The organism is Oleomonas cavernae, from assembly GCF_003590945.1.
GTDB lineage: Bacteria > Pseudomonadota > Alphaproteobacteria > Zavarziniales > Zavarziniaceae > Zavarzinia > Zavarzinia cavernae.
The window spans coordinates 464,247-487,809 of record NZ_QYUK01000008.1 but is presented as its reverse complement, the minus strand read 5'-3'; the positions used below and the strand labels follow the sequence as shown (position 1 = coordinate 487,809).

Annotated in this window: 22 protein-coding genes and 1 pseudogene; 13 read left to right on the top strand and 10 right to left on the bottom strand. The window is 67.8% G+C overall.

The window, feature by feature from the left end; translation table 11 throughout:
- Positions 1 to 47: 47 nt before the first annotated feature.
- The 4 genes from D3874_RS02585 to D3874_RS02570 all read left to right on the top strand — a co-directional run bounded on the left by D3874_RS02585 (position 48) and on the right by D3874_RS02570 (position 3,981).
- Complete coding sequence (locus tag D3874_RS02585; protein ID WP_119776130.1) at positions 48 to 845, top strand: crotonase/enoyl-CoA hydratase family protein; 798 nt, start codon at positions 48 to 50, stop codon at positions 843 to 845.
- 255 nt (positions 846 to 1,100) lie between these two features.
- Positions 1,101 to 1,781 carry a TetR/AcrR family transcriptional regulator gene (locus D3874_RS02580; protein ID WP_119776128.1) on the top strand — a complete coding sequence of 227 codons (681 nt, stop codon included), beginning with the start codon at positions 1,101 to 1,103 and terminating at the stop codon, positions 1,779 to 1,781.
- A 39-nt stretch (positions 1,782 to 1,820) separates the two neighbouring features.
- Positions 1,821 to 2,864, top strand: a complete 1,044-nt coding sequence (locus D3874_RS02575) for an alpha/beta hydrolase (RefSeq protein WP_119776125.1) — start codon at positions 1,821 to 1,823, stop codon at positions 2,862 to 2,864.
- Between the two features lie 64 nt (positions 2,865 to 2,928).
- Entirely contained in the window at positions 2,929 to 3,981 is a 1,053-nt protein-coding gene (locus D3874_RS02570) for an alpha/beta hydrolase (RefSeq protein ID WP_119776123.1), read from the top strand.
- 154 nt (positions 3,982 to 4,135) lie between these two features.
- On the opposite strand, the gene D3874_RS02565 is transcribed toward D3874_RS02570, so the two are convergent.
- Genes D3874_RS02565 through D3874_RS02555 form a run of 3 tightly spaced genes read right to left on the bottom strand, consistent with a single transcriptional unit; the run spans position 4,136 to position 6,872 of the window.
- Positions 4,136 to 5,368: an aromatic ring-hydroxylating oxygenase subunit alpha gene (locus tag D3874_RS02565; RefSeq protein WP_119776121.1), complete on the bottom strand. Its 1,233-nt coding sequence runs from the start codon at positions 5,366 to 5,368 to the stop codon at positions 4,136 to 4,138.
- A gap of 7 nt (positions 5,369 to 5,375) precedes the next feature.
- Positions 5,376 to 6,149, bottom strand: coding sequence for a creatininase (locus tag D3874_RS02560; protein ID WP_119776118.1), 774 nt, complete (start codon positions 6,147 to 6,149; stop codon positions 5,376 to 5,378).
- A 12-nt stretch (positions 6,150 to 6,161) separates the two neighbouring features.
- The gene (locus D3874_RS02555) at positions 6,162 to 6,872 is read right to left on the bottom strand and encodes an SDR family NAD(P)-dependent oxidoreductase (protein WP_119776116.1); all 711 of its coding nucleotides are present in this window, start codon (positions 6,870 to 6,872) and stop codon (positions 6,162 to 6,164) included.
- Between the two features lie 135 nt (positions 6,873 to 7,007).
- Between D3874_RS02555 and D3874_RS02550 the strand changes: the two genes are divergently transcribed.
- A complete protein-coding gene (locus D3874_RS02550) occupies positions 7,008 to 7,949 on the top strand; it encodes a LysR family transcriptional regulator (protein ID WP_199698889.1) in 942 nt (313 codons plus the stop codon).
- Between the two features lie 19 nt (positions 7,950 to 7,968).
- Here the strand turns inward: D3874_RS02550 and D3874_RS02545 are convergent, their stop codons facing one another.
- From D3874_RS02545 to D3874_RS02515, 7 genes are all read right to left on the bottom strand, one after another.
- Positions 7,969 to 8,385, bottom strand: coding sequence for a PaaI family thioesterase (locus D3874_RS02545; protein WP_119776111.1), 417 nt, complete (start codon positions 8,383 to 8,385; stop codon positions 7,969 to 7,971).
- A 66-nt stretch (positions 8,386 to 8,451) separates the two neighbouring features.
- The gene (locus tag D3874_RS02540; RefSeq protein WP_199698888.1) at positions 8,452 to 9,741 is read right to left on the bottom strand and encodes an OmpP1/FadL family transporter; all 1,290 of its coding nucleotides are present in this window, start codon (positions 9,739 to 9,741) and stop codon (positions 8,452 to 8,454) included.
- Positions 9,742 to 9,893: 152 nt separating this feature from the next.
- The gene (locus D3874_RS02535) at positions 9,894 to 10,682 is read right to left on the bottom strand and encodes a YdcF family protein (protein ID WP_158595789.1); all 789 of its coding nucleotides are present in this window, start codon (positions 10,680 to 10,682) and stop codon (positions 9,894 to 9,896) included.
- Between the two features lie 7 nt (positions 10,683 to 10,689).
- Positions 10,690 to 11,445 carry a TIGR02186 family protein gene (locus D3874_RS02530; RefSeq protein WP_119776106.1) on the bottom strand — a complete coding sequence of 252 codons (756 nt, stop codon included), beginning with the start codon at positions 11,443 to 11,445 and terminating at the stop codon, positions 10,690 to 10,692.
- Positions 11,442 to 12,365 (bottom strand): sulfite exporter TauE/SafE family protein, encoded by a 924-nt coding sequence (locus D3874_RS02525; RefSeq protein ID WP_119776103.1) that lies wholly within the window; start codon positions 12,363 to 12,365, stop codon positions 11,442 to 11,444. The genes D3874_RS02530 and D3874_RS02525 overlap by 4 nt, the downstream gene beginning before the upstream one ends.
- 62 nt (positions 12,366 to 12,427) lie before the next feature.
- Complete coding sequence (locus tag D3874_RS02520) at positions 12,428 to 12,727, bottom strand: VOC family protein (protein WP_199698887.1); 300 nt, start codon at positions 12,725 to 12,727, stop codon at positions 12,428 to 12,430.
- Between the two features lie 267 nt (positions 12,728 to 12,994).
- On the bottom strand, positions 12,995 to 13,897 hold the full coding sequence (locus D3874_RS02515; RefSeq protein WP_158595788.1) for a LysR substrate-binding domain-containing protein: 903 nt from the start codon (positions 13,895 to 13,897) through the stop codon (positions 12,995 to 12,997).
- Between the two features lie 283 nt (positions 13,898 to 14,180).
- On the opposite strand from D3874_RS02515, the gene D3874_RS02510 reads away from it, so the two are divergent.
- The 8 genes and pseudogenes from D3874_RS02510 to D3874_RS02475 all read left to right on the top strand — a co-directional run bounded on the left by D3874_RS02510 (position 14,181) and on the right by D3874_RS02475 (position 23,563).
- Entirely contained in the window at positions 14,181 to 15,080 is a 900-nt protein-coding gene (locus tag D3874_RS02510) for a class II glutamine amidotransferase (protein WP_119776097.1), read from the top strand.
- Positions 15,077 to 15,784, top strand: a complete 708-nt coding sequence (locus D3874_RS02505; RefSeq protein ID WP_119776095.1) for a protein glxC — start codon at positions 15,077 to 15,079, stop codon at positions 15,782 to 15,784. Before D3874_RS02510 ends, D3874_RS02505 begins: the two co-directional genes overlap by 4 nt.
- Positions 15,785 to 15,794: 10 nt before the next feature.
- Complete coding sequence (locus D3874_RS02500; RefSeq protein ID WP_199698886.1) at positions 15,795 to 17,108, top strand: FMN-binding glutamate synthase family protein; 1,314 nt, start codon at positions 15,795 to 15,797, stop codon at positions 17,106 to 17,108.
- Positions 17,109 to 17,130: 22 nt separating this feature from the next.
- Positions 17,131 to 18,432 carry a type III glutamate--ammonia ligase gene (gene glnT, locus D3874_RS02495; protein WP_119776089.1) on the top strand — a complete coding sequence of 434 codons (1,302 nt, stop codon included), beginning with the start codon at positions 17,131 to 17,133 and terminating at the stop codon, positions 18,430 to 18,432.
- A gap of 121 nt (positions 18,433 to 18,553) precedes the next feature.
- A pseudogene (locus D3874_RS02490) lies at positions 18,554 to 19,806 on the top strand (sarcosine oxidase subunit beta family protein).
- A gap of 1 nt (position 19,807) precedes the next feature.
- Complete coding sequence (locus D3874_RS02485; protein WP_119776087.1) at positions 19,808 to 20,059, top strand: sarcosine oxidase subunit delta; 252 nt, start codon at positions 19,808 to 19,810, stop codon at positions 20,057 to 20,059.
- Entirely contained in the window at positions 20,056 to 22,998 is a 2,943-nt protein-coding gene (locus D3874_RS02480) for a sarcosine oxidase subunit alpha family protein (RefSeq protein ID WP_119776085.1), read from the top strand. Before D3874_RS02485 ends, D3874_RS02480 begins: the two co-directional genes overlap by 4 nt.
- Positions 22,991 to 23,563, top strand: a complete 573-nt coding sequence (locus tag D3874_RS02475; RefSeq protein ID WP_119776082.1) for a sarcosine oxidase subunit gamma — start codon at positions 22,991 to 22,993, stop codon at positions 23,561 to 23,563. Before D3874_RS02480 ends, D3874_RS02475 begins: the two co-directional genes overlap by 8 nt.

Here is a 23,563-nt window from a genome sequence, read left to right as displayed (position 1 = left end):
CGTGCCGGGGCCTGAGCAACGAACGGTAACGATTGGAGGGAGAAGCCATGTCCGTGGACGATGCAACCGGGCGCATCAGCGTCGAACGGCGGGGCCAGGTACTGTTGATCGGGCTGGACCGCCCGGCCAAGCGCAACGGCCTGACGCCGGAAATGTTCGAGGCCTTGAACGACGCCTACACCCTCCTCGAAGACGACCCGGCACTGTGGGTTGGCATCCTCCATGCCCACGGCGACCATTTCACCGGCGGCATCGACCTGCCGCGCTTCGCCGCCCGGATGGCCGACGGCGGCGACTTGCCCCATGCCCCTGACAAGGTCGATGCCTTTGCCCTGCGCGGCCGTCCCCGCACCAAGCCGGTGATCGCCGCGGTCAAGGGCATCTGCTTCACCGCCGGGATCGAGCTGATGCTGGCTGCCGACATCGTCGTTGCCGGGTCCGATTGCCGCTTTGCCCAGATCGAGCCCAAGCGCGGCATCATGGCGACCGGCGGCGCCACCTTCCGCTTCGTCGAACGGGCCGGCTGGGGCAATGCCATGCGCTGGCTCCTGACCGGCAGCGAATTCGGCCCGCAGGAGGCGCAGCGCATCGGTTTCGTCCAGGAGATCGTCGAGCCCGCCGGCGTCCTCGACCGCGCCCTGGAAATCGCCGGCGAGATCACCGACAAGGCGCCGCTGGCGGTGCGGGCGACACGGCGCAATGCCATGACCTACGCCCTCGAGGGCCAGGCGGCGGCAATTGCCCAGTTCCGCGAGATCCAGCAAACCCTGGCCCGGTCGCAGGATGCCCGGGAGGGTGTCATGTCCTTCATCGAAAAGCGCCCGCCGGTCTTCAGCGGGACCTGAGGGACAACGATCGGTTTGACGCAAGCGTCATTTTCGTGATCATGGCGGCCGGGGAGATAGACCATAAGGGGAGCAAGGCCATGGCCTTGCTTGTCGCTCGCCCAGGCCGGTGCCGATAAACTCGCCGTCATGCTGTGACCGTGCGAAGGGCGTGTCCGTGCCCGTGCAAATGGTTATCATCTGCTGTCGCGGCCGGGGCTGGCCATGATTCACGGTGGCGCGCCGCCGTGACGGGGTAGAGGGACGGAAGGGCGCATGAGGACGGATACTGCAGCAGCCGCGGTCGACCTGGAGGACATCGGTGCCGAGGACGAGCCGATGTCGGGCAAGCGCGCGGCCACCAAGGCGCTGAACCGGGCCCAGATCCTGGCCGCCGCGCGGGAGGTTTTCGCCGAGCTGGGCTATGAGGGCACCACGGTGCGCGACATCATCCGCCGCACCTCGCTCGCCTCCGGCACCTTCTACAACTACTTCCCGACCAAGGAGGCGGTGTTCCGTGCCGTGGTCGAGGACAGCGCCCGCACCGTGCGCCAGCGCCTGCGCGTCGATCGCCGCGGCGCCCGCACCTTCGAGGAATTCTGTCTGCGCGCCTATTTCACCTATTTCCGCTATGTCATCGACGACCGCCCGACCTATGACCTGATCCGGCGCAATACCGCCGCCATCGCCAGCGTTTTCGACAGCCCGGAACTGGCGGAAGGGCGCGACGAGTTGCGCGAGGATATCGCCGATGCGGTCGAGCGCGGCCTGTTGCCGGCCTCGACCGATGTCGACTACCTGACGCTGGCGGTCCAGGGGATCGCCGTCAACCTGGCCGGCCGCATGATCGAGGCGGGCGATACCGATGCCGAATATGCCGCGCGCTTTGCCACCGGCCTGCTGACCGGCGGGGTCGGCCGCGCCGCCGGCGTCGGCCGCCGCCGGCAGGATATCTAGGGCGTACCAGGGCCAGCAGACTTGATAGGGAGCAGTGTTGTGGGTATCCGTCGGACATTCGAGAAATACCTGGTCGCCGGTCTGGTGCGCCTGCCGGAAAGCTGGCTGCTCAAGATGTCGGGCGGCGCGCCGCTGACGGCGGAGGGCAAGCGCCTGGACACCCAGTTGCAGTTCCTGCTGGCCCTGGCCGCCAAGCGGCCGCGGATCGACCAGTTGCCGGTCGACGGCGCCCGCCAGCTCTACCGCGACATGGCCTACAGCTTCGGCGGGCGGGCCCGGCCCATGTCCCGGACCGAAGAGCGGCGGGTGGCCGGCCCCTACGGCGATATCCCGGTGCGTCTCTACGTGCCCAACGGCCTGCCCCAGGGCCCGGCGCCGACGCTGGTCTGGTTCCATGGCGGCGGCTTCGTCATCGGTGATCTGGAAAGTTACGACCTGCCCTGCCGGCAGCTTGCCGACCAGGCGCGTTGCCAGGTGCTGTCGGTCGAATACCGCCTGGCGCCGGAACATCCCTTCCCCAGGCCGGTCGACGAGTGCCTGGCGGTCTGGCGCCATGTCGCGGCCAATCCGGCCGACTATAACGCCGACCCGGCCCGCATCGGCGTGGGCGGCGACAGCGCCGGCGCGCACCTGTCGGCGGTGATCAGCCAGCAGGCCAGGCTGGCGGGCGAACCGCTGCCCCGTCACCAGTTGCTGATCTATCCGGTCACCGACCTGACCCGCGAATGGGCCTCGCACACGACCTATGCCGAGGGCTATCTGCTGACCCGCGACCTGATGAATTATTTCATGTCGAAGTTCCTGCCCGAGGGGACCGACGTCGCCGATGTCAAGGTCTCGCCCCTGCAGGCGGCCGATCTCTCGGGTCTGCCGCCGGCAACCCTGGTGATCGCCGGTTTCGATCCCCTGCAGGACGAGGGACGGGCCTACGGCGATGCGCTGGCCCGGGCGGGCGTCCCGGTAAAAGTGTTGAATTACAACACCTTGACCCATGGCTTGATCTCCCTGGCCGGGGTCGTCAAGGCAGCCGACGGGGCCATGGCCGAGATTTCGGCGGCGGTGCGGGCCGGCCTCGGCGCCTGAGGCCATTGTCATCGTTCTGCAATATCGATATTTTGTCACCCGACATAGAGGGGATGGCGGGGTGATGCGGGCATTTTTGCGACTGATCAGAAGGATCGAGCGGTTCATCGTCGGCCTTCTGGTCAAACTGCCGGAACGCGTCCTGCTGCTGCTGTCGGGGGCGCGGCCGATCAGGATCGGCAGCCGGACCCTCGACCCGCAACTGCAATTCCTGCTCAAGCTGATCTCCTATCAGCCGCGCATGGAGCGGGTTTCGCCGGTCAAGGCACGGCTGCTCTACAACCGCCTGGCCAGCACCATGGGCGGCACGCCGCGCGCGGTCGAGCGGGTCGAGGAACTGGCGATCCCCGGGCCGGCCGGCGCCTTGCGGGCGCGGCTCTATGTTCCCCATGGCGCGGCGCTGCCGGCGCCGATGCTGGTGTTCTTCCATGGCGGCGGTTTCGTCGTGGGCGATCTCGATGATTACGAAGTGCCGTGCCGGCTGTTGGCCGACGAGGCGAAATGCCTGGTGCTGTCGGCCGAATATCGCCTGGCGCCCGAGGCCCAGTTCCCGGCGCAGAGCGACGATGCCGAAGCCGTGTGGCGCTGGGCCAACGCGCAGGCGGCGAGCCTGGGGGCCGATCCGCAGCGGATCGCCGTGGGCGGCGACAGCGCCGGCGGCCACATCGCCGCCGCCCTGTCGCAGGTTGCCGAAAGCCGGGGGGCGCCGCGGCCCAAGCACCAATTGCTGATCTATCCGTCGGCCGACATGACGCAAGCCTGGCCCTCCCTCGACCTCTATGCCGAGGGCTTCATGCTGACCAAGCCGCTGCTCGAGCATTTCATGGGCAGCGTGCTGCCGGCCGGCGCCGATGTCGATGATCCGCGGGTAACGCCCCTGCGCGCGCCGAGCCTGGCGGGCCTGCCCTCGGCGACCGTCGTCCTGGCCGGCTTCGATCCGCTGCAGGACCAGGGCCAAGCCTATGCGCAAGCCATGGCCGCCTCGCAGGTCCCGGTGAAGACCCTGATGTACGAGCGGCTGATCCACGGTTTCGTGTCGTTCCCCGGCACCGTCGAGAGGGCCGACAAGGCCATGCGCGAGATCGCGGCGGAATTGAAGCTGGGCCTCGCCGCCTGAGGTCCCGGCGGGCGGCAGGATCGCGGCTGAGACCAGGCGCATATCGTAACCCAGGTCGTCATCCCGGCCTTGAGCCGGGATCTTGTGACGTTCGAGCGCTGAGAACTCTGGTCCCGAGATCCCGGCTCGAGGCCGGGATGACGAAAGTGGGGGGCTACTCCGCCGCCTTTGCGGCCCGCGGCCCGAAATAGGGGGCGCGGCTGGCACGGGCAGGGTGGCGGCCCTGGAGCCGGGCGGCGAGGTGGCGCTGGATCAGCCACACCGGCTCCTCCAGGTGGCTCAGGCGGCCGCGCACCGCCTTGGCCGATTTCAGGCCGCGCTGCACCCCGGCGTTCACCACCATGTCCTCGCAGTGGAAGGCGCGCAGCATTTCCGTCTCGCTTGTCAGCGACGCCTCGAAATCCGCTGCCGCCATGGCCGCCTTCGAGACCAGCGTGGTGGTCAGCAGCGTGCAGCGATCGGCGGCCACGGGCAGCAGGCGGTACCACAGCACCCGGTCATGGGTGGTCAGGAACATGAAGCACGGATGGCCGACGAACAGCCCCCATTCGTGGGCCTGCTCGTCGCTCAACCCTGGCACGGGCGCAAAGCCCGGCACCTTGTCCCCGCCGGCCGCCGCCGCGGCCAGTTCGCCCCGCAGCTTGTCGGTATAGGGCAGGTGGGCCTGGATGAAGTGGGGATGTTCCGGCTCGCTCCAGGTCGCCTCGCCGGGCATGGAGAGGTTCAGGGTTTTGCTGTGGGCGCCGATGTGATGATAGGACTCCATCCAGTTCTCGATCATCACCTTCCAGTTGAACGGGCAGTCCCAGGCCATGTCGATGGCGATTTCCATCTCGGCCACCTGCCACGGTGCGATCGCCCGGGCAAAGTCGGCATATTGCTGTTCCAGGGGTTCGGCCTGTCCGTCGAAATTGACGAAGACGAAGCCGTGCCAGACCTCGCTGCGGAAGCTGGCCAGCGGCCAGTCCCGCTTGTCGAAGCTCGCCGCATGCTGCATCTGGGAGCAGCCGCGCAGGGAACCGTCCAGGTTATAGACCCAGCGATGATAGGGGCAGACCAGCAGCCCGACCTTGCCGCTCGCGGGCGCATCCGGCATGATGTCCATCGCCCGGTGGGCACAGACGCGGGAGAGCACGCGGATCTCGCCGGCCTTGTCGCGGACGACCAGCAGCGGTTCGTCGAACAGGTCGAGCGCCAGATAGCTGCCGGCGGTCTTGAGCTGCGAGACATGGGCGAGGCACAGCCAGCCGCTTTTCAGCACCGCCTCCCGCTCCAGGGCGAAGTGGGCCTCGTCGGTATAGGCCGCGGGCGGCAGGGTGATCGCCTGATCGAGCGGGCGGGCCGCGGTGGCGATCACGTCCTGCCGGATGGCGTCGAGCGCGGCCATGGGACCCTCACAGGCCGAATTCACGACGCACCGCCGCCGCGATCAGGGAGACGTGATCGTCGATCAGCCACTGCCCCTTCTCCGCCGTGGAGCCCTGGGCGCGGGCCAGCACGCCGGAGGCCGGCACCATGCCGGGCGGCACCGGCGTGCGGTCATAGGTGGGGAAGCGGGCCGGGCCGTCGCTGGGGACCTTTTCCATGTCGACCAGGTCGGGCCGGACCACCAGCATCATCGAGGTTTCCAGCAGGCTGGCATGTTCGAGATCGGTCCCGGGAAATCCCTCGGGGAACAGGCGGTCCAGGGTTTGCCGGTGGACGAAGTCCCAGTATTCCAGGCGCATGGCCGTGACATCGTCGATCCCGTCGCGGCGCAACTCGCGGATGGCAAGGTCCAGCCCCTCGATGATCGGCCAGGTATTCTCGAAATGGCCGTTGACGATGACGAAGCGGCGCACGCCGTGCAGGCCCAGGTCATGGACCACGTCGCGGACCACCAGGCTCAGGGTATGGGCGGCCAGGCTGGTGGTGCCGGGAAACGCCTGGCCGCCGCCCGAACGCGGCTGCGACTTGTAACCATAGGGGATGGTCGGCGCGACCAGGCCGCCCACCTCGGCCGCGACCTTGGCCGCGACATGGGTGGGCAGGTAGACGTCGACCCCCAGCGGCAGATGGGGCCCGTGCTGCTCGGTGGCGCCGACGGGCAGGAAGAAGGGGACCTTGGCCCGGGTCTTGGCGTCGAATTCGGGCCAGGTGATTTCCGCCATGAAGACGCTGTCGGTCATCGGGTACTTCCTTCAGTGCATCGCGGCGCCGCCGTCGACGCCCAGACATTGGCCGGTGATGAAGCCTGCCTGCGGGCCGGCCAGGAACAGGACCGCGGCCGCCACCTCGGCCGGCCGGCCGATGCGCTGCAGCGGGTTGGACAGGTCCATGGCCCGCACCGCCGCCGGCTGGTTGGCGAAGTCGAGCAGGGGGGTGTCGATCGGGCCGGGCGCCACGGCATTGACCAGGATGTCGGGCGCCAGTTCCCGCGCCCAGGACCGGGTCAGGGACAGGATCGCGCCCTTGGTCGCGGCATAGGCCGATGAGCCGGCACGGCCCAGATAGGCCAGTTCCGAGGCGATGTTGATGATCCGGCCATCCTTGCCCATGTGCGGCAGGGCCGCCTGGGTGACCAGGATGGGGCCGCGCAGGTTGACGGCGATGGTGCGGTCCAGGGCCTCGAGGGTCAGGCTGGCCAGCGGTGCCGGCAGTTCGATCCCGGCGCAATTGACCAGCACGTCGATCCCGCCCAGTTGCGCGGCCGCACTGGCAACGCCCGCCGTGATCGCCGCGGGCGCGGCCAGGTCGGCGGCGACGATCTCGAAACCCGCCCCCCGGCCATTCTCGAGGTCGAGGCCGATCACCGTGGCCCCGGCGGCGGCGAAGGCTTGGGCGATGGCCTGGCCGATGCCGCTGGCGGCACCCGTGACCACCGCGCGCTTGCCTTGCAACCCCTCGCCCATCACGCAAACTCCCACAGCACGACCGTCGGCCAGCATGTCGGCCGCGGCGGACGCAGCGAAGCCGCAAAAGGTCAATGCCGATCATTGATCAGATTAATGAGTGCGGGCAGACTGCGAGCGCCGGAGGCACCGACGTTGAGCAGTAAAATTCCCCGGGTCGACACCAACCTGTTCCAACGGATCGACCTCAACCTGTTTCGTATTTTCCTGGAAATCTCGCGGGCGGGCGGGATCGGCGCCGCGGCGCGCCGGCTGAATGTCCAGCAGCCCAGCGTCAGCCTGGCGCTGAAGCGGCTGGAGGGGCACCTCGACGCGGTGCTGTGCAGCCGCAACACCAAGGGCATCGTGCTGACCCCGGCCGGGCGCGTCGTCGCCGCCTTTGCCGAGCGGATTTTCCAGCAGGTGCAGAGCCTGCCGCCCTCCGTCGCGGCGGCGGCCGGCGAAATCGAGGGCCTGCTGACCATCCGTGCCGTCTCGGGCGTGGTCTCGCCCGAACTCGATGCGACGCTGGAGGCGATGTACCGGCGCCATCCGCGCATCCGCCTGCATATCGAGATCGCCCCGCACCGGCTGATGCTGGAAGCGCTGCAGAAGGGCGCGGCCGAGGCCTGCATCTCGTTCGACAGCGCGCCCCGGGCCGACCTGCTGTACGAGCCCCTGATGCGCGAGCGCCAGCAACTCTATTGCGGGCGGTCGCACCCGCTCTACGGCGCCCATGTCACCAACCCGGAAAGCCTGTTCGACCAGCGCTTCATCGTTGCCGGCCTCGACGAGCCCGACGATGTGCGCCACTTCCGCCAGCGCTATCGCTTAGGCGAGGTTCCGGTGGGCGAGGCCGAGAACCTGACCGAGGCCCAGCGCATGATCCGGTTGGGCATCGGCATCGGCTTCCTGCCCACGCCGGTGATCGAGGATACGGCGCGCCGCCAGGAGTTCTGGCCGATCCTGCCCTCGGCCATGCTGCCCAACTACCTGCTCTACCTGATCACCAAGCCGGCGGCGCAGCAGACCCTGCCGACCCAGCTTTTCCTGGCCGAGATCCGCCGCCGCCTGGCCGCCCGCGGCGGCCCGATCTGAGAGGGCTCGTGGCGGGCCGTCAGGCGAGGCGGCTGGTCACGGTGCCTTTGGCGACCAGCTTGCCGTCGGGGCCGGCCACCTCGATTTCGCTGATCACCGTGTCGCGGCCGGCACGCAGGATGGTGCCCTTGGCCGCCAGGTCGACGCCGTTGGCGGGCCGCAGATAGTTGATGACCAGCGACGACGTGGAACCCCTGGTGTGGCGGGCCGGATCGGCGGCGAGCGTCGACAGGCCGGCGCCGGCAATGTCGATCAGGCTGGCAATGGTGCCACCGTGCACCGTCTCGCCCACGGTCACGTTCCCGGGCGAGAAGGGCAGGGCCAGTTCGATCGTGTCGCTGCCCACCGCGGTGAGCGTCACGCCCAGTTTGCGGGCCAGCGGCGCGCCGGTGATGATGGCTTCGATGAAGCTGCGGGCGGGGGTTTCAAGCGACATGGGTTGCTCCTGACCTGATGGCCACAGCGTCGCGGCACATCCGGCCAGGGGCAATTACCCGTCAGGTCATCGCGCGCCGAATTTCCAGCCCACCTGGAGACCGAAGGCGACCTCGCTGAGGCTGACATCGGCATTGCCGCCGCCAAAGCTTGCCGGGATCGAGTTCTCGCCTTCAACCGTGGTCTTGGGGGCATAGAGGCCGTAGGCGCTGACCTCCAGGCCGCTGGGTGCGCTCCAGGTGGCGCCCAGGGTGAAGTGATGCTGGACGACACCCGGGGCCAGGATGTTGAAGAAGGTCTCGCCTTCCTGCACCGGCTGGGTGGCATAGGCCCAGCCGCCGCGGATCTGCCATTCCGGCGTGATCTGGTAGTTGGCGCCCAGGCGGAACACGGTCACGTCGTCCCAGCCAAAGCCGGGCCCGTCGCTGGAGCCCAGCGGCTTGCCGGCAAACAGGCTGTTGACGCTGTTGCCGACCGCGCTGACGTCGGAATATTCGATCTGCTGGATCTCGCCCACCAGGTCGACGCCATGGGGGGCGTGGAAGGCGACGCCCACGCCATAGTTGGCAGGTGCGTCGAAATCGCCCTGGTCGGCGAACAGGCCGGCATACTTGTCGAATTCCTCAGCCCAGGTCTTGGATTGATAGGTGGCGCCGACGGTCAGCCAGGGTGTGATCTGACCCAGATAGCCGATCCGGAAGCCGTAACCGAAGGCATCGTCGTTGCCCTGGTTCGAGACATGGGCCGGATCCTGCGAGAAGCCGGCGAACAGGCCGATGCCCTTGGCGTTGAAGCGCTGATAGGCCAGGTTGAACGAGACCCCGATGCTGTGCCCGGGCGCCACCTCATAGGCGATGACGGGCGAGACGAAAAGCTGTTCGAAGTTGACGCCGGCCTCGCCGGTCGCACCGAACCGGGCATAGGGGTTCTGCTCGTAGGTGGTGTTCATGCCACCGTTGCCGTAGACGGCAATGCCGACCGCCAGCCCGTTGCCGATCTGCTGGACATAGCCGATCTCGGGAATGAAGAAGTCTTCCTTGCCGCTGCCGTCGAAGGTCTGGTCCGGGCCGGCCAGGTTGCCGTTGATCGAGGCTTCACGGTCGGGCCGGAACCATTCCACGCCGATATCGACCCGGTTGCCCAGCACCGTGGCCGAGGCCGGGTTGCTGGCAATCGCCAGCGAATCCTTGGGGTAGGCGATGGCGGCGCCGCCGATGCCCTTGGCCTGGGGGCCGATGCCGTTCGAGAAATAGCCGTCGGTCGCCAGCGCCGGAACGGCGGCGGCCAGCAGCGCGCCGAGGCTGGCGCCGGCCAGCACGATCCGGCCTGGGCGGGGAGTGAGGCGGTGGTGTCCCATGATGCACATCCTTGAAGGCATTTACGCAAAAGCGCGCTAGCGAATGTGGTTAAAATTTTCAAACAGTGATTATTAGTCAATTAAATAAATATAACTTTAATATATTGTTAAATATACGTGTGCGGATCGCCACAGCGCGATGAAGGCCGTAATCAGTCTGGCAGCAGGGACTCGGTGTTACCGGCCAGGTAGTAGGCGAGCAGGCCGATCCACTCGCGCGCGGCCTGGGTCGAGACCATCAAGGTCTCGCCCGGGGCCAGCGGTTGCCATGGCCCATCGGGGGACAGGGTGGCGGGGCCGACCGGCCAGGGGATGATCGACCAGCCGGCACCGCGGAACACGCCCACGGCGCGGGGCATGTGCATGGCGCCGGTGACCAGGAGCCAGGGCCTGCTGGCGATATCGCCCGCCAGTTCGCGTGCCCGCGCCTCGTTCTCGATGGTGTTGCGCGGCTGGTCGTCGAAGCGCACCCGGTCGGCATCGAAACCGATCTGTTCCAGCAGGGTGCGGGCGAAGGCCGCCTCGACCTTCTCGACCGTGCCCAGCCCGCCATAGCCGCCGGCATAGATGATCGGCGCGCCGGGAAACCGGCGGCCCAACTCGACCAGGCCGAAAATCCGCTCGCCCTCGCCAGCGATGACGGGCATGTCCCAGGCGATCGACCGATCGGTGTCCAGCGCCCCGCCCAGGACGACGATGCCGGCAATCTCGGCCGGCAGTGGCGGCCGCGCCGGATAGCGTGTCTCGAGGAGGCTGCCCGCCCAGGGGCCGAGCGGGGTGGCCCCGGCGACGATCAGGATCGAGGCCGAAGCCCACAGGGCCGCCATCGCCAACCGCCGCCGGCCGGCAAGGCGCGCGGCCAGGGCCAGCACCGCCAGCAAGCAGGCCAGGCTGGCCGGTGCCGCGACGATCCAGAACAGCTTGGCCGCGACAAAGAACATCGAGGTCTCAGGTTCTTCTGAAGGCGAGTGCCGCGAGCCAGCCGATGCCGGCCGCGATGAAGACGGCGCTGAGACCATAGAGCACGGGATAGTTGAGCGCCGCCTTGTAGATCCAGCGTTCGATGCCCGTCTTGTCGACGAACAGGGCCGAGGAATTGGCGCCGATCAACTCGCCGTCCTTGAACAGATAGATCTCAGCCTTGTAGCTGCCGACGGGGACGTTCGACGGGAACTGGAAGGTGGCACGGAACAGGCTGGGGCCGACGAAGGTGACCGGCTGGGTCATCAGCGGGTAGAGGCCCTGGCGGGCTTTCAGCCGCAGGAGGGCGGTACGGAAGGGCACGGCCTCGCTCGCCTCCTCGGACGTCTCCGACAGGCCGCGCACCTTCAGCTTCAAGGCGCTCAAGCCGATCTGGTGGCGGGCGAAGGCACTGGCTGCATTGATCTCGGCCAAGGGGCGGGTGGCCGCCACGGCATAGAACGCGGGCACGGCTTCAAAGGGGTGGGCATCGGTGTTCATCCAGATGCCCGCCACCTGCTCCTTGCGGCGGACGCGCAGGCCCTGGTCCGGGCCGCGCAGCACCACCACCACGTCGCGCTTGCCCGGGCCGTCGGCCACCACCGCGCCGAAGACCAGGATCGACGAACCGGTGAAGCTGGAGGTGATGGCGATCAGGCGTTCCGACAGGTCGGTCATCAGGCTGTCGGCCCGCGCCGTCAGGGGGGACAGGAGGCACAGCAGGAGAAGGCAGAGGCGCCTCATAGCCGTGCCCCGATCAGGCTGAGCGAGAACAGCTCGGCCGGTTCGGCCAGCAGGTCGTAGGCCAGCCGGATCCCCACCGACAGCACCAGTAGGCTGAGCAGGATGCGCAATTGCTCGCCCTTCAGCCGCAGCGACACGCGGGTGCCGAATTGCGCGCCGATGACCGAGCCGAACAGCATGATCATGGCGAGCAGGATATCGACCGACTGGTTTGCCACCGCCTGCAGGAAGGTGACAGAGGCGGTGACGAAAATCACCTGGAACAGCGACGTGCCGATGACCGCCTGGGTCGGCATGCCCAGCAGATAGATCATGGCCGGCACCAGGATGAAGCCGCCGCCCACGCCCATGATGGCCGACAGGATGCCGATGCCGAAGCCCAGCGCCAGCGGCACCAGCGCGCTGATATAGAGGCGCGACTTGCGGAAGCGCATCTTGAAGGGCAGGCCATGCACCCAGCTATGCTGGTGCAGCTTGCGCCGCCGGGCGGTCCCGCGCCGCTGCTTCCAGATCGTGCCCGCCGACTCGATCAGCATCAGGCTGCCGATGGTGCCCAGGAACACGACATAGAACACGGCGACGACGACATCGACGGTGCCGGCCTTGCGCAGGGCCGCGAAGGCCCAGGAGCCGAGGCCGGAGCCGACCAGGCCGCCGGCGGTGAGCACCAGGCCCATGGGAATGTCGACCGAGCCGCGGCGCCAGTGGGCGATCACGCCCGAGACCGAGGTGGCCACCACCTGCTGCGCCCCGGTGCCGACCGCCACCGCCGGCGGCACGCCGATGAAGATCAGCAGCGGCGTGATCAGGAAACCGCCGCCCACGCCGAACAGGCCCGACAGAAAGCCGACCGCGCCGCCCAGCCCCAGAAGAAGGAAAACGTCGACCGACAATTCCGCGATGGGCAGGTAGATCTGCATGAGCGACTCGAATGCGCCGGCGACGCGTGGTGGGCGATTATGGGCGCCCGTTTCGGGGGTGGCTAGGCGGGATTGGGGCCATGGCACACGGCTTCGACGTTGTGGCCGTCCGGGTCTAGAACGAAGGCGCCATAATAGTTGGCATGATAGTGCGGGCGCAGGCCCGGCGCGCCGTTGTCCTTGCCGCCGGCGGCGAGGGCCGCCTCGTAGAAGGCATCGACGCTCGCCCGGTCGGGCGCGGCGAAGGCGATGTGCATGTGCCCGGCCGGCCGGCCGCCGCTGGAGATCCAGAAGAACGGCTTGCCCTGGGTGCCAAGGCCGACGTGGGCCTCCGCCCCGGTCTGCTCGACTGTCACTTCCATGATCACATCGATCCCTAAGGGGCCAATGCGGCCAGGTAGAAGGCCTTGAGGCGGGCAAGGTCCGATACGGCGAAACCCAGATGATCAAGCATGGCTGTTCTCCTTGTGTTAGCCCTCTCCGCCCTCAGGGGGAGAGGGTTGGGTGAGGTGGGCGTCGGCGTAGGGCGTGCTCCTGCCCGTTCCACCACCTCACCCTCCCCGTCGCTTCGCGCCGGGTCCCCTCCCTCTCCCCCGCAAGCGGCGGAGAGAGCGCAAGACTTGGCGAAATCATGTCGACCCCGGCAAGGCGGCGGCCATCGTCGCCAGCAGCCAGTCGCGGAACAGCCGGGCGGGCGCGGACAGCCGTCGCCGGGGCGGGGTGACGATCCAATAGGCGTAGCACGGCATGGCCCGCGGGGTGAGGCGGATCAGCCGCCCGGACCTGAGGTCGTCGATATCCAGCACGGAATCCCCCAGGGCGATGCCCGCCCCCAGGGCGGCCGCCTCGATCGCCAGGTGCGTGTCGTGCAGCATCAGGCCGGGAGGCGAGGGCGGTTCGCTACCCTCGCCGTCGACCAGGGCAAACCAGCGCGACCACAATTCGCCGTCCTCGTGGACCAGGGTGAAGCGCCGCAGGTCGTCCGACGTCGGCTCGGGCGGCAATTGCGCGGCGATCGCCGGCGCTGCCACCGGGTAGACTTCCACCCTGGCCAGAAGCTGGCTGTCGACCTCCGGCCAGCTTCCCTGGCCATAGCGCACGCCCAGGTCGACGCCTTCCGCCGCCACGTCGACCAGGCGGTTCGACGGGTCGAGCACGATCTCGACTTGAGGCTGCGCGGCCTGGAAATCGCTCAGCCGCCGCAGCAGCCAGCGCTGGGCGAAGACCGGCTCCAGGGTCACCGTGATGCGCTTGCCCGCCTGTCCGGGGCGCTCGGCCGCCGTCGCCTGTTCCAGGGCGTCGAAAGCCGGCACCAGGGCGGCGCCGAAGCGCCGCCCGGCCAGGGTCAGGCCCACGCCCTTGGCCCGGCGCTCGAACAGGGTCACCCCCAGCCACAGTTCCAGGTCGCGGATGTGCCGGCTGACCGCGGCATGGCTGACGTTCAGCTCCGCCGCCGCCTTGGCGAAGGACTCGTGCCGGAACGCCGCCTCGAAGGCGCGGGTGGCATTGAGCGGGGGCAGGTGACGCGACATGGGGGAAGCGTAACTTTTCGTCACGCTTGACGCAACCGATCGGCGTTTGAGGGGCCTGGGGAACGCGCTCATCTTCTGGCCATCAGCACAGGAGGTGCGTCATGTTCAGGGCCATTTTGCAGATCTTCGGCGATGTCGTCGCACAACTGACCTTCCAGCCCCGGGCCCAGGTCAGCCAGTGGCGGAAATAGTTTCCCTAGAAGAAATTTATATTCCTATCTGTTGACGAGCGGGGCGCCCCAGGCTATGAAGAACCCAGTGGTTTCAAGCCTGGGGCGCGCTCATGTGCGGCATCGTCGGACTGTTCATCAAGGATCGGAAGCTCGAGCCTGATTTGGGCGCCATGCTGGTGACCATGCTCGAGGTGATGAGTGACCGCGGGCCCGACAGTGCCGGCTTCGCCGTCTATGGCGAGGGCCGGCCGGACCGGCTGAAACTGTCGCTGCGCGCACCCGCCGGCACCGACTTCGACGCCCTGGCGGCGGCGCTCAGGGCGGCCGTGGGCAACGATATCGGCCATGTCGTCCGCGATACCCATGTGATCATCGACATTCCGGCGGGTACGGAAGCCGCGGTGCGGGCGGCGCTGGCCGCCGGCCATCCCGGGATTGCCGTGGTCGGCGCGGGCACGCGCATGGAGATTTTCAAGGAAGTGGGCCTGCCCGGTGACGTGGCGCGGCGCTTTGCCTTGAGCACCATGACCGGCAGCCACGGCATCGGTCATACCCGCATGGCGACTGAATCGGCTGTTACCACCAACGGCGCGCATCCCTTCTCGACCGGGCCTGACCAGTGCCTGGTCCATAACGGCTCGCTGTCCAACCACAATGCGGTGCGCCGGGTCCTGATCCGCGAGGGCCTGCGCTTCGAGACCCAGAACGATTCGGAGGTCGCCGCCGGTTTCCTCACCCACCGGCTGGCCAAGGGCGAGGCGCTGGGCGATGCCTTGACCTCCACGCTCGATACGCTGGACGGCTTCTTCACCTTCGTGGTCGGCACGGAATCGGGTTTTGGCGTGCTGCGCGATCCCATCGCCTGCAAGCCCGCCGTGATGGCCGAAACCGAATCCTACGTCGCCTTCGGTTCCGAATACCGGGCATTGGCCGACCTGCCCGGCATCGCCAATGCCCGGGTGTTCGAGCCCGAGCCGGCGACGGTCTACTTCTGGGAACGTGCAGCATGACCTTGCCGCTGATGGAGCACACGATCGACCTGGGCAGCGCCAGCGTACGCGAGCTCAATGCAGCACTTCACAAGGTCGGGCCCGACGTCAATCAGCGGCTGTGGCGCGTGCTCAACCCCGGCGGCCGGCATTCGGTGGCGGCCGGCGTCGATGCGGCGCTGACGATCGAGATCGACGGCCATGTCGGCTACTACTGTGCCGGCATGAACAAGCTGGCCAAGGTGATCGTCAACGGCAATGCCGGGGTGGGCGTGGCCGAGAACATGATGTCGGGCATCGTGCATGTGAAGGGCGACGCCAGCCAGGCGGCGGGTGCTACCGCCCAGGGTGGGCTGCTGATCGTCGACGGCAATGCCTCGGCCCGCTGCGGCATTTCCATGAAGGGCGTCGACATCGTGGTGAAGGGCGGCATCGGTCACATGTCGGCCTTCATGGCGCAGAGCGGCTCCCTGACCGTGCTGGGCGACGCCGGCGAGGCGCTGGGCGATTCAATCTACGAGGCGCGGCTGTTCGTGCGCGGTTCGGTCGCCAGCCTCGGCGCCGACTGCATCGAGAAGGAACTGCGCGACGAGCACAAGGCCATGCTGTTTGCGCGGCTGAAAGCGGCCGGCCTTAACGGCGCCGTCGATGTCTCGGATTTCAAGCGCTACGGTTCGGCCCGGCAGCTCTATCATTTCCATGTCGACAATGCCGGCGCCTACTGAGGTTCAGCGGATGATCACCACCCCACGCAAATCCGCGACCTTCGACGATTACACCCTGTCGGAGATCCGCCGGGCGGCGGCCACCGGCATCTATGACATCCGCGGTGGCGGCGCCAAGCGCCGGGTACCCCACCTCGACGACCTGCTGTTCCTGGGCGCCTCGATCAGCCGCTATCCGCTGGAAGGCTACCGCGAGAAGTGCGGGACCAATGTGATCCTGGGCAGCCGTTTCGCCAAGAAGCCGATCGAGCTGAAGATCCCGGTCACGGTCGCGGGCATGAGCTTCGGCTCGCTCTCGGCCCAGGCCAAGGAGGCGCTGGGGCGCGGCGCCTCGGCCATGGGCACCTCGACCACCACGGGCGACGGCGGCATGACCCCGGAGGAACGCGGCCAGTCCTCGATCCTGGTCTATCAATACCTGCCGTCGCGCTATGGCATGAACCCGGACGACCTGCGCAAGGCCGACGCCATCGAGGTGGTGGTGGGCCAGGGCGCGAAGCCGGGCGGCGGCGGCATGCTGCTGGGCCAGAAGATCTCGGCCCGCGTCGCCCAGATGCGCAACCTGCCCGAGGGCATCGACCAGCGTTCCGCCTGCCGCCACCCCGACTGGACCGGGCCTGACGACCTGGAGATCAAGATCGAGGAACTGCGCGAGATCACCGACTGGGAAAAGCCGATCTATGTCAAGGTCGGCTCCGCCCGGCCTTATTACGACACGGCCCTGGCGGTGAAGTCGGGTGCCGACGTGATCGTGCTCGACGGCATGCAGGGCGGCACCGCGGCGACCCAGGAAGTGTTCATCGAACATGTCGGCATTCCCCTGCTGGGCTCGATCCGGCCGGCGGTGCAGGCGCTGCAGGACTTGGGGCTGCACCGCAAGGTGCAGTTGATCGTCTCGGGCGGGATCCGCAATGGCGCCGATGTCGCCAAATGCCTGGCGCTGGGGGCCGATGCGGTCTCGATCGGCACGGCGGCGCTGGTGGCGCTGGGCGACAACGACCCGGTGCACGAGGCTGAATACGCCGCCCTGGGCACCACGGCCGGCTCCTACGACGACTGGCACGAGGGCCGTGATCCGGCGGGTATCACCACCCAGGACCCACTGCTGGCCGCGCGCCTCGACCCGGTGAAGGCCGGCCGGCGCCTGGCCAACTACCTGGCGGTCCTGACGCTCGAGGCGCAGACCATCGCGCGCGCCTGCGGCAAGAGCCATGTGCATAATCTGGAGCCCGAGGATCTGGTGGCGCTGACCGTCGAGGCGGCGGCCATGGCGCGCGTGCCGCTGGCCGGCACCGACTGGATTCCGGGCGCGGGGCAGTATTGATGACAGCGGGGGGCGTGGGCGTATGGCGATCGATCTGGTGAAGGCGGCCAAGGACAAGGGCATCAAGTATTTCCTGATCTCCTATACCGACCTGTTCGGCGTGCAGCGCGCCAAGCTGGTGCCGGCGGCGGCGATCGGCGAGATGTCCAAGGCGGGGGCGGGCTTTGCCGGCTTTGCCACCTGGCTGGACATGTCGCCGGCCGATTCCGACCTGTTCGCCGTGCCCGATCCCGACAGCCTGATACAGTTGCCCTGGAAGCCCGAGGTGGGCTGGGTCGCGGCCGACCTGTGGATGGACGGCAAGCTGGTGGAACAGGCGCCGCGCACGGTGCTGAAAAAGGCGATGGCGGCGGCCAAGGCCCGGGGCTTCGAGATGAAGACCGGGGTCGAGTGCGAATATTTCCTGCTGACCCCCGATGCCGCCGGCATTTCGGACGCGGCCGATAGCGCGGCCAAGCCGTGCTACGACCAGCTCATCCTGATGCGTCGCTACGACATCATCACCGAGATCTGCGATGCCATGCTGGCGCTGGGCTGGAAGCCCTATCAGAACGATCACGAGGACGCCAACGGCCAGTTCGAGATGAACTGGGAATATGACAACGCCCTGTTGACCGCCGACCGCCATGCCTTCTTCAAATACATGGTCCGCTCGATCGCCGAGAAGCATGGCCTGCGCGCCACCTTCATGCCCAAGCCCTTCATGAACCTGACCGGTTCCGGCTGCCACATGCATGTCTCGCTGTGGAAGGGGGCGAAGAACGTGTTCGTCGACAAGGCCGACGAGCTGGGCCTGTCGCAGACCGGCTATCATTTCATCGGCGGGGTGATGGCGGAAGCCCAGGCGATGTGCGCCCTGACCAACCCGGCGGTGAATTCCTACAAGCGCATCAATGCGCCGGTCACCCTGTCGGGCGCCACCTGGTCGCCCAATACCGTGACCTATACCGGCAACAACCGCACCCACATGATCCGCATCCCCGATGTGGGCCGCTTCGAGTTCCGCCTGGCCGACGGTGCCGCCAACCCCTACCTGCTGCCCGCCGCGGTGCTGGTCGCGGGCCTCGACGGGATCGAGCATGCCCGCGATCCCGGCAAGCGGCTGGACATCAACATGTACACCGAGGGCCACAAGGTGAAGGGCGCCAAGAAGCTGCCCCTGAACCTGCTCGACGCCCTGCGCGCGCTGGAGAAATCCAAGGTGCTGGCCGACGGCCTGGGCGAGGGCTTCATCTCGTCTTACCTGAAGCTGAAGCACGACGACTGGAACGCCTATTCCCGCCACCTGACCCAGTGGGAACGCGACACGACGCTGGATTGCTGAGGATGTTTTCCAACCTCGTCATCCCGGCGAAGGCCGGGATCCACTGTCGTGGAACACTGGGGCGCACCCGTATTGCCACCACCGTGGATCCCGGCCTTCGCCGGGATGACGCAAGCAGAGCATGATGCGTTACTCCGCCTTCGCCATCCTTGCCAACGCGCTGACCGGCAACAAGCGGTGGCGGCCGGCGTGGCGTGATGCCTCGCCCAAGCCTGCCTATGACGTGGTCATCATCGGCGGCGGCGGGCATGGGCTGGCGACGGCCTATTACCTGGCCAGGGAACACGGCATCCGCAATGTGGCGGTGATCGAGAAGGGCTGGATCGGCGGCGGCAATGCCGGGCGCAACACCACCATCATCCGCTCCAACTACCTCCTGCCCGGCAACATCCCGTTCTACGAATTCTCGATGAAGCTGTGGGAACGCCTGGAACAGGACCTCAACTACAACACCATGGTCAGCCAGCGCGGTGTGTTGAACCTCTACCATTCCGATGCCCAGCGCGATGCCTATGCCAGGCGCGGCAATGCCCTGCGCCTGCACGGCGTAGATGCCGAACTGCTCGACCGCGACCAGGTGCGGCCCTTCGTTCCCTTCGCCGATTTCGACAATGCCCGCTTTCCCATCCAGGGCGGCCTGCTGCACCGGCGCGGCGGCACGGCGCGGCACGATGCGGTGGTCTGGGGCTATGCCCGGGCGGCCGACAGGCTGGGCGTCGACATCATCCAGAACTGCGAGGTGACAGGCTTTTTGACGGAGGGTGAAACCATCACCGGCGTCGAGACCAGCCGCGGGCCGATCCGGGCGGGCAAGGTGGGCCTGGCGGTGGCCGGCAACACCTCGCGCGTGGCAAAACTGGCCGGGCTGCGCCTGCCCATCGAATCCCATGCCTTGCAGGCCTTCGTCTCCGAGGGCATCAAGCCGCTGATCGACGGCGTGGTGACCTATGGCGCCGGGCATTTCTATGTCAGCCAGTCCGACAAGGGCGGGCTGGTCTTCGGCGGCGATATCGACGGTTACAATTCCTATGCCCAGCGCGGCAATATGCCGGTGGTGGAGGATGTGGCGGAGGGGGCATGGCCCTGATGCCGGTGATCGGCCGGCTGCGCCTGCTGCGGATGTGGGGCGGGATCATGGACATGTCGATGGACGGCAGCCCGATCATCGACAAGACGCCCAGGCCCGGCCTCTACCTCAATGCCGGCTGGTGCTATGGCGGCTTCAAGGCGACGCCGGCGTCCGGCTTCTGCTTCGCCTGGACCCTGGCCAAGGACGAGCCCCATGGGACGAGTGCCGCCTATCGCCTGGACCGCTTCGCGACCGGCCATCTGATCGACGAGAAAGGGGTCGGCGCGCAGCCGAACCTGCATTGAGATGAAACTGCCCTGTCCCTTCTGCGGCCTGCGCGACGCCCATGAATTCAGCTACCTGGGCGATGCCGGCCCGCACCGGCCGGAAACGGCCGAGGGTTTCCACGACTATGTCTATCTGCGCGACAATCCGGCGGGCCTGCTGCAGGAACTGTGGTACCACGGCCAGGGCTGTCGTAGCTGGCTGGTGGTGGAGCGCGACACCCTGGATCACAGCGTGACCGGCGCCCGGCTGGCCCGGGGCGGCCGATCATGAGCCGGCGTCTTGCCAGCGGCGGCCTGATCGATCGTGGCACCGCGCTGGGTTTCAGCTTCGACGGCAAGGCCTTCACCGGGCATGGCGGCGATACCCTGGCCTCGGCCCTGCTCGCCAATGGCGTGACCCTGGTCGGCCGCTCGTTCAAGTATCACCGGCCGCGCGGTATCGCCTCCGCCGGGCCGGAGGAGCCCAATGCGCTGGTCGAACTGCGCGGCGGCGCGCGGCGCGAGCCCAACAGCCGTGCCACCATGGTCGAGCTTTACGACGGCCTCGAGGCCGCCAGCCAGAACCGCTGGCCAAGCCTGAATTTTGATGTCCTGTCGGTGAACCGCCTGGCGGCGCCGTTCTTTGGCGCGGGCTTCTATTACAAGACCTTCATGTGGCCGGCCGCCTTCTGGGAGAAGCTCTACGAACCCGCGATCCGCCGTGCCGCCGGCCTGGGCCGGGCGGCGACGCAGGCAGATCCCGACACTTACGAAAAGGCTTTCGCCTTCTGCGATCTGCTGGTCATCGGCAGCGGTCCGGCCGGCCTGATGGCCGCGCTGGCTGCCGCGCGGGCCGGCAAGCGGGTGATCCTGGCCGAGGAAGATCACCGCCTGGGCGGGCGCCTGCTGGCCGAGACAGCCGAGATCAATGGTATGGCGGGGTTGGATTGGGCCGCACAGGCGGCGGCCGAACTGGCCGCCGCGTCCACGGTTACGGTGATGCCGCGCACCAGTGTCTTCGGCGTGTTCGACCACGGCACCTATGGCGCCCTGGAACGGGTGGCGGATCACATGGCCCTGCCGCCGCCGTTCTGCCCGCGCCAGCGCCTGTGGCAGATCTCGGCCAAGGCGGCGGTGCTGGCGGCGGGCGCCACCGAACGGCCGATCCCTTTCGGCAACAACGACCGGCCGGGGATCATGACCGCCGGTGCGGCGCGGGCCTATGCCCGGCGCTTCGGCGTTGTCGTGGCCGAGCGGTTGGCGGTCTTCGCCAATAATGATTCCGCCTGGAGTGCCGCCGCGGACATGGCCGCCGCCGGGGTGAATATCGCGGCGGTGATCGATGTGCGCGAGACGGTGGATCCGGCCTTGGCCGCGCCGCTGGCGAAACTGGGTGTCGAGGTCGTTCTGGGCGGCCGGGTGATCGGTACGGCCGGCAAGCGTCTGAAAACAATCGAGCTCGTCGCGGGCGGTGCCCGGCGCAAGATCGCGGTCGACGGCCTTGCCGTCTCCGGCGGCTGGTCGCCCAACCTGCACCTGACCAGCCATCACGGCGGCCGGCCGGTGTGGGACGCGGCGCTGGCCGCTTTCGTCCCCGGCAAGGCACCCCCTGGCCTGATCGCCGCGGGTGCTGCCGCCGGCAAGCTGACCCTTGCCGCCTGCCTGGCTGACGGTGCATGGGCGGCGGCATCGGCCCTTGGCATCGAGGCGGGCGCCGTGCCCAAGGCATCTGATGAGCCGGCGTCGATCCGCGCCTTCTGGCTGGTCGAGGATGGCAAAGGGCCGGCCTTCATCGATTTCCAGAACGATGTCACCGTGAAGGACATCACGCTGGCGCATGCCGAGGGTTTCCGTTCGGTCGAGCATCTGAAACGTTACACCACGCTGGGCATGGCGACCGACCAGGGCAAGACCGCCAATGTGAACGGCCTGGCCGTGATGGCGGCGCTGACCGGGCAGGGCATTGCGCAGACCGGCACCACCATGTTCCGCCCGCCCTGGACGCCGGTCGCCATCGGCGCGCTGGCCGGGCACCATCGCGGCAAGGATTTCCGTCCCACGCGGCTCACCCCCACCCATGAATGGGCCAAGGCGCAGGGCGCGGTCTTCGTCGAGGCCGGCCCGTGGCTACGGGCACAGTATTTCCCGAAAGCCGGCGAGCGCGACTGGCTGGCCACCGTAACCCGGGAAGTGCAAACCGTGCGCGGCAGCGTCGGCTTTTGCGATGTCTCCACCTTAGGAAAAATCGATATCCAGGGGCCGGACGCCGCAGCCCTGCTCGACCGGGTCTATATCAACATGTTCTCGAGCCTTGGCCTGGGCAAGGCGCGCTACGGCGTCATGCTGCGCGAGGACGGCATGGTCATGGACGACGGCACCACGGCACGCCTCGCCTCCGATCACTTCGTCATGACCACGACGACGGCCAATGCGGTGAAAGTGTTCCAGCACCTGGAATTCTGCCTGCAGGTGCTGTGGCCGCAACTGGACGTGCAACTGACCTCGATCTCCGATCAATGGGCGCAGATCGCCGTGGCAGGACCGAAATCGCGCGAGACCTTGGCCAGGCTGGTCGATGCCCGGTTCGATATTTCCAATATCGCGCTGCCCTATATGGGCGTGCTGGAACTGACGGTGCTGGGCGGCATCAAGGCACGGCTCTTCCGCCTCTCCTTCTCCGGCGAATTGGCCTACGAGCTGGCGGTGCCGGCGGCCCAGGCCCCGGCCGTGGCCGATGCCCTGCTGGCGGCCGGTGCCACGCCTTACGGGACCGAGGCGATGGGCGTGATGCGCATCGAGAAGGGCCATCCGGCCGGCAACGAACTCTCGGGCCAGACCACGGCCATGGACCTGGGGCTGGGGCGGATGATGTCGGCCAAGAAGGACTTCATCGGCAAGGTGATGGCCGATCGCCCGGGCCTGACCGATCCCCGGCGGCCCAGCCTGGTGGGCCTGCGCCCGGTCGATCCCAAGGCGCGCCTGCGGGCCGGTGCCCACTTCATTGCCACGGGCGCGCCGGCGGATGCGGCCAACGACCTGGGTTACGTGACCTCGGTCGCCTATTCGCCGCACACCGACACCTGGATCGGCCTGGGGCTGATGGCGGAAGGTGCCACGCGCCTGGGCCAACAGGTGCGCGCGGTCGATCCGGTGCGTGGGCTGGGCGATATCCTGGTCGAGGTTTGCAACCCGGTGTTCGTCGATCCGGCGGGGGAGCGGCTCCGTGCTTGAGACCGCGCAGATCTATGGCCGTCATGGTGTGGCCGAGGGCCTGGCCGGTGTCACCGCGGAGGTGATCGAAGGCCTGTCGATCGCCAGCGTGGCCGAGCGCCGCCACGGCGCGGCCGGCCTGGCCGAACTGATGGCGATCAATTACGGCCTGACCCTGCCCAGGCGCCCGGCCCATGTCGGTGCGGGGGCACTGGGGGCAGTGGCGGTTGGCCCCGGGCGCTGGCTGGTCCTGGGCGCGCCGCCCGATCTCGGCCGCAGCCTGCATGGCGTTGCCTCAGTCACCGAGCAGAGCGACGGCTTCGTCCCGGTGACCCTGTCGGGTCCGTCGGTCTTGAAATGCCTGGCCAAGGGCGTGCCGCTGGACCTGCATGCGGCTGCCTTCCCGCCCGGGAGTGCCGCGACCACCATCGTCGCCCATATCGGCGTCACCCTTTGGTGCCTTGACGCGACGCCCCGTTTCGCGCTTTTGATCGCGCGCAGCTATTGGGTGAGTTTCATGGCTTGGCTGATTGCCAGCGGTGCCGAATTCGGGATCGAGGTTGTTCCCGCCAAGGGACGAGGTTGA

What these genes read in the sequence shown, in the direction of transcription:
- D3874_RS02585 (WP_119776130.1), top strand. Translation starts at nt 48, where the DNA reads ATGTCCGTGGACGATGCAACCGGGCGCATCAGCGTCGAACGGCGGGGC.
- D3874_RS02580 (WP_119776128.1), top strand. Translation starts at nt 1,101, where the DNA reads ATGAGGACGGATACTGCAGCAGCCGCGGTCGACCTGGAGGACATCGGT.
- D3874_RS02570 (WP_119776123.1), top strand. Translation starts at nt 2,929, where the DNA reads ATGCGGGCATTTTTGCGACTGATCAGAAGGATCGAGCGGTTCATCGTC.
- D3874_RS02565 (WP_119776121.1), bottom strand. Translation starts at nt 5,368, where the DNA reads ATGGCCGCGCTCGACGCCATCCGGCAGGACGTGATCGCCACCGCGGCC.
- D3874_RS02560 (WP_119776118.1), bottom strand. Translation starts at nt 6,149, where the DNA reads ATGACCGACAGCGTCTTCATGGCGGAAATCACCTGGCCCGAATTCGAC.
- D3874_RS02555 (WP_119776116.1), bottom strand. Translation starts at nt 6,872, where the DNA reads ATGGGCGAGGGGTTGCAAGGCAAGCGCGCGGTGGTCACGGGTGCCGCC.
- D3874_RS02545 (WP_119776111.1), bottom strand. Translation starts at nt 8,385, where the DNA reads ATGTCGCTTGAAACCCCCGCCCGCAGCTTCATCGAAGCCATCATCACC.
- D3874_RS02540 (WP_199698888.1), bottom strand. Translation starts at nt 9,741, where the DNA reads ATGGGACACCACCGCCTCACTCCCCGCCCAGGCCGGATCGTGCTGGCC.
- D3874_RS02535 (WP_158595789.1), bottom strand. Translation starts at nt 10,682, where the DNA reads ATGTTCTTTGTCGCGGCCAAGCTGTTCTGGATCGTCGCGGCACCGGCC.
- D3874_RS02530 (WP_119776106.1), bottom strand. Translation starts at nt 11,445, where the DNA reads ATGAGGCGCCTCTGCCTTCTCCTGCTGTGCCTCCTGTCCCCCCTGACG.
- D3874_RS02525 (WP_119776103.1), bottom strand. Translation starts at nt 12,365, where the DNA reads ATGCAGATCTACCTGCCCATCGCGGAATTGTCGGTCGACGTTTTCCTT.
- D3874_RS02520 (WP_199698887.1), bottom strand. Translation starts at nt 12,727, where the DNA reads ATGGAAGTGACAGTCGAGCAGACCGGGGCGGAGGCCCACGTCGGCCTT.
- D3874_RS02515 (WP_158595788.1), bottom strand. Translation starts at nt 13,897, where the DNA reads ATGTCGCGTCACCTGCCCCCGCTCAATGCCACCCGCGCCTTCGAGGCG.
- D3874_RS02510 (WP_119776097.1), top strand. Translation starts at nt 14,181, where the DNA reads ATGTGCGGCATCGTCGGACTGTTCATCAAGGATCGGAAGCTCGAGCCT.
- D3874_RS02505 (WP_119776095.1), top strand. Translation starts at nt 15,077, where the DNA reads ATGACCTTGCCGCTGATGGAGCACACGATCGACCTGGGCAGCGCCAGC.
- D3874_RS02500 (WP_199698886.1), top strand. Translation starts at nt 15,795, where the DNA reads ATGATCACCACCCCACGCAAATCCGCGACCTTCGACGATTACACCCTG.
- glnT (WP_119776089.1), top strand. Translation starts at nt 17,131, where the DNA reads ATGGCGATCGATCTGGTGAAGGCGGCCAAGGACAAGGGCATCAAGTAT.
- D3874_RS02485 (WP_119776087.1), top strand. Translation starts at nt 19,808, where the DNA reads ATGAAACTGCCCTGTCCCTTCTGCGGCCTGCGCGACGCCCATGAATTC.
- D3874_RS02480 (WP_119776085.1), top strand. Translation starts at nt 20,056, where the DNA reads ATGAGCCGGCGTCTTGCCAGCGGCGGCCTGATCGATCGTGGCACCGCG.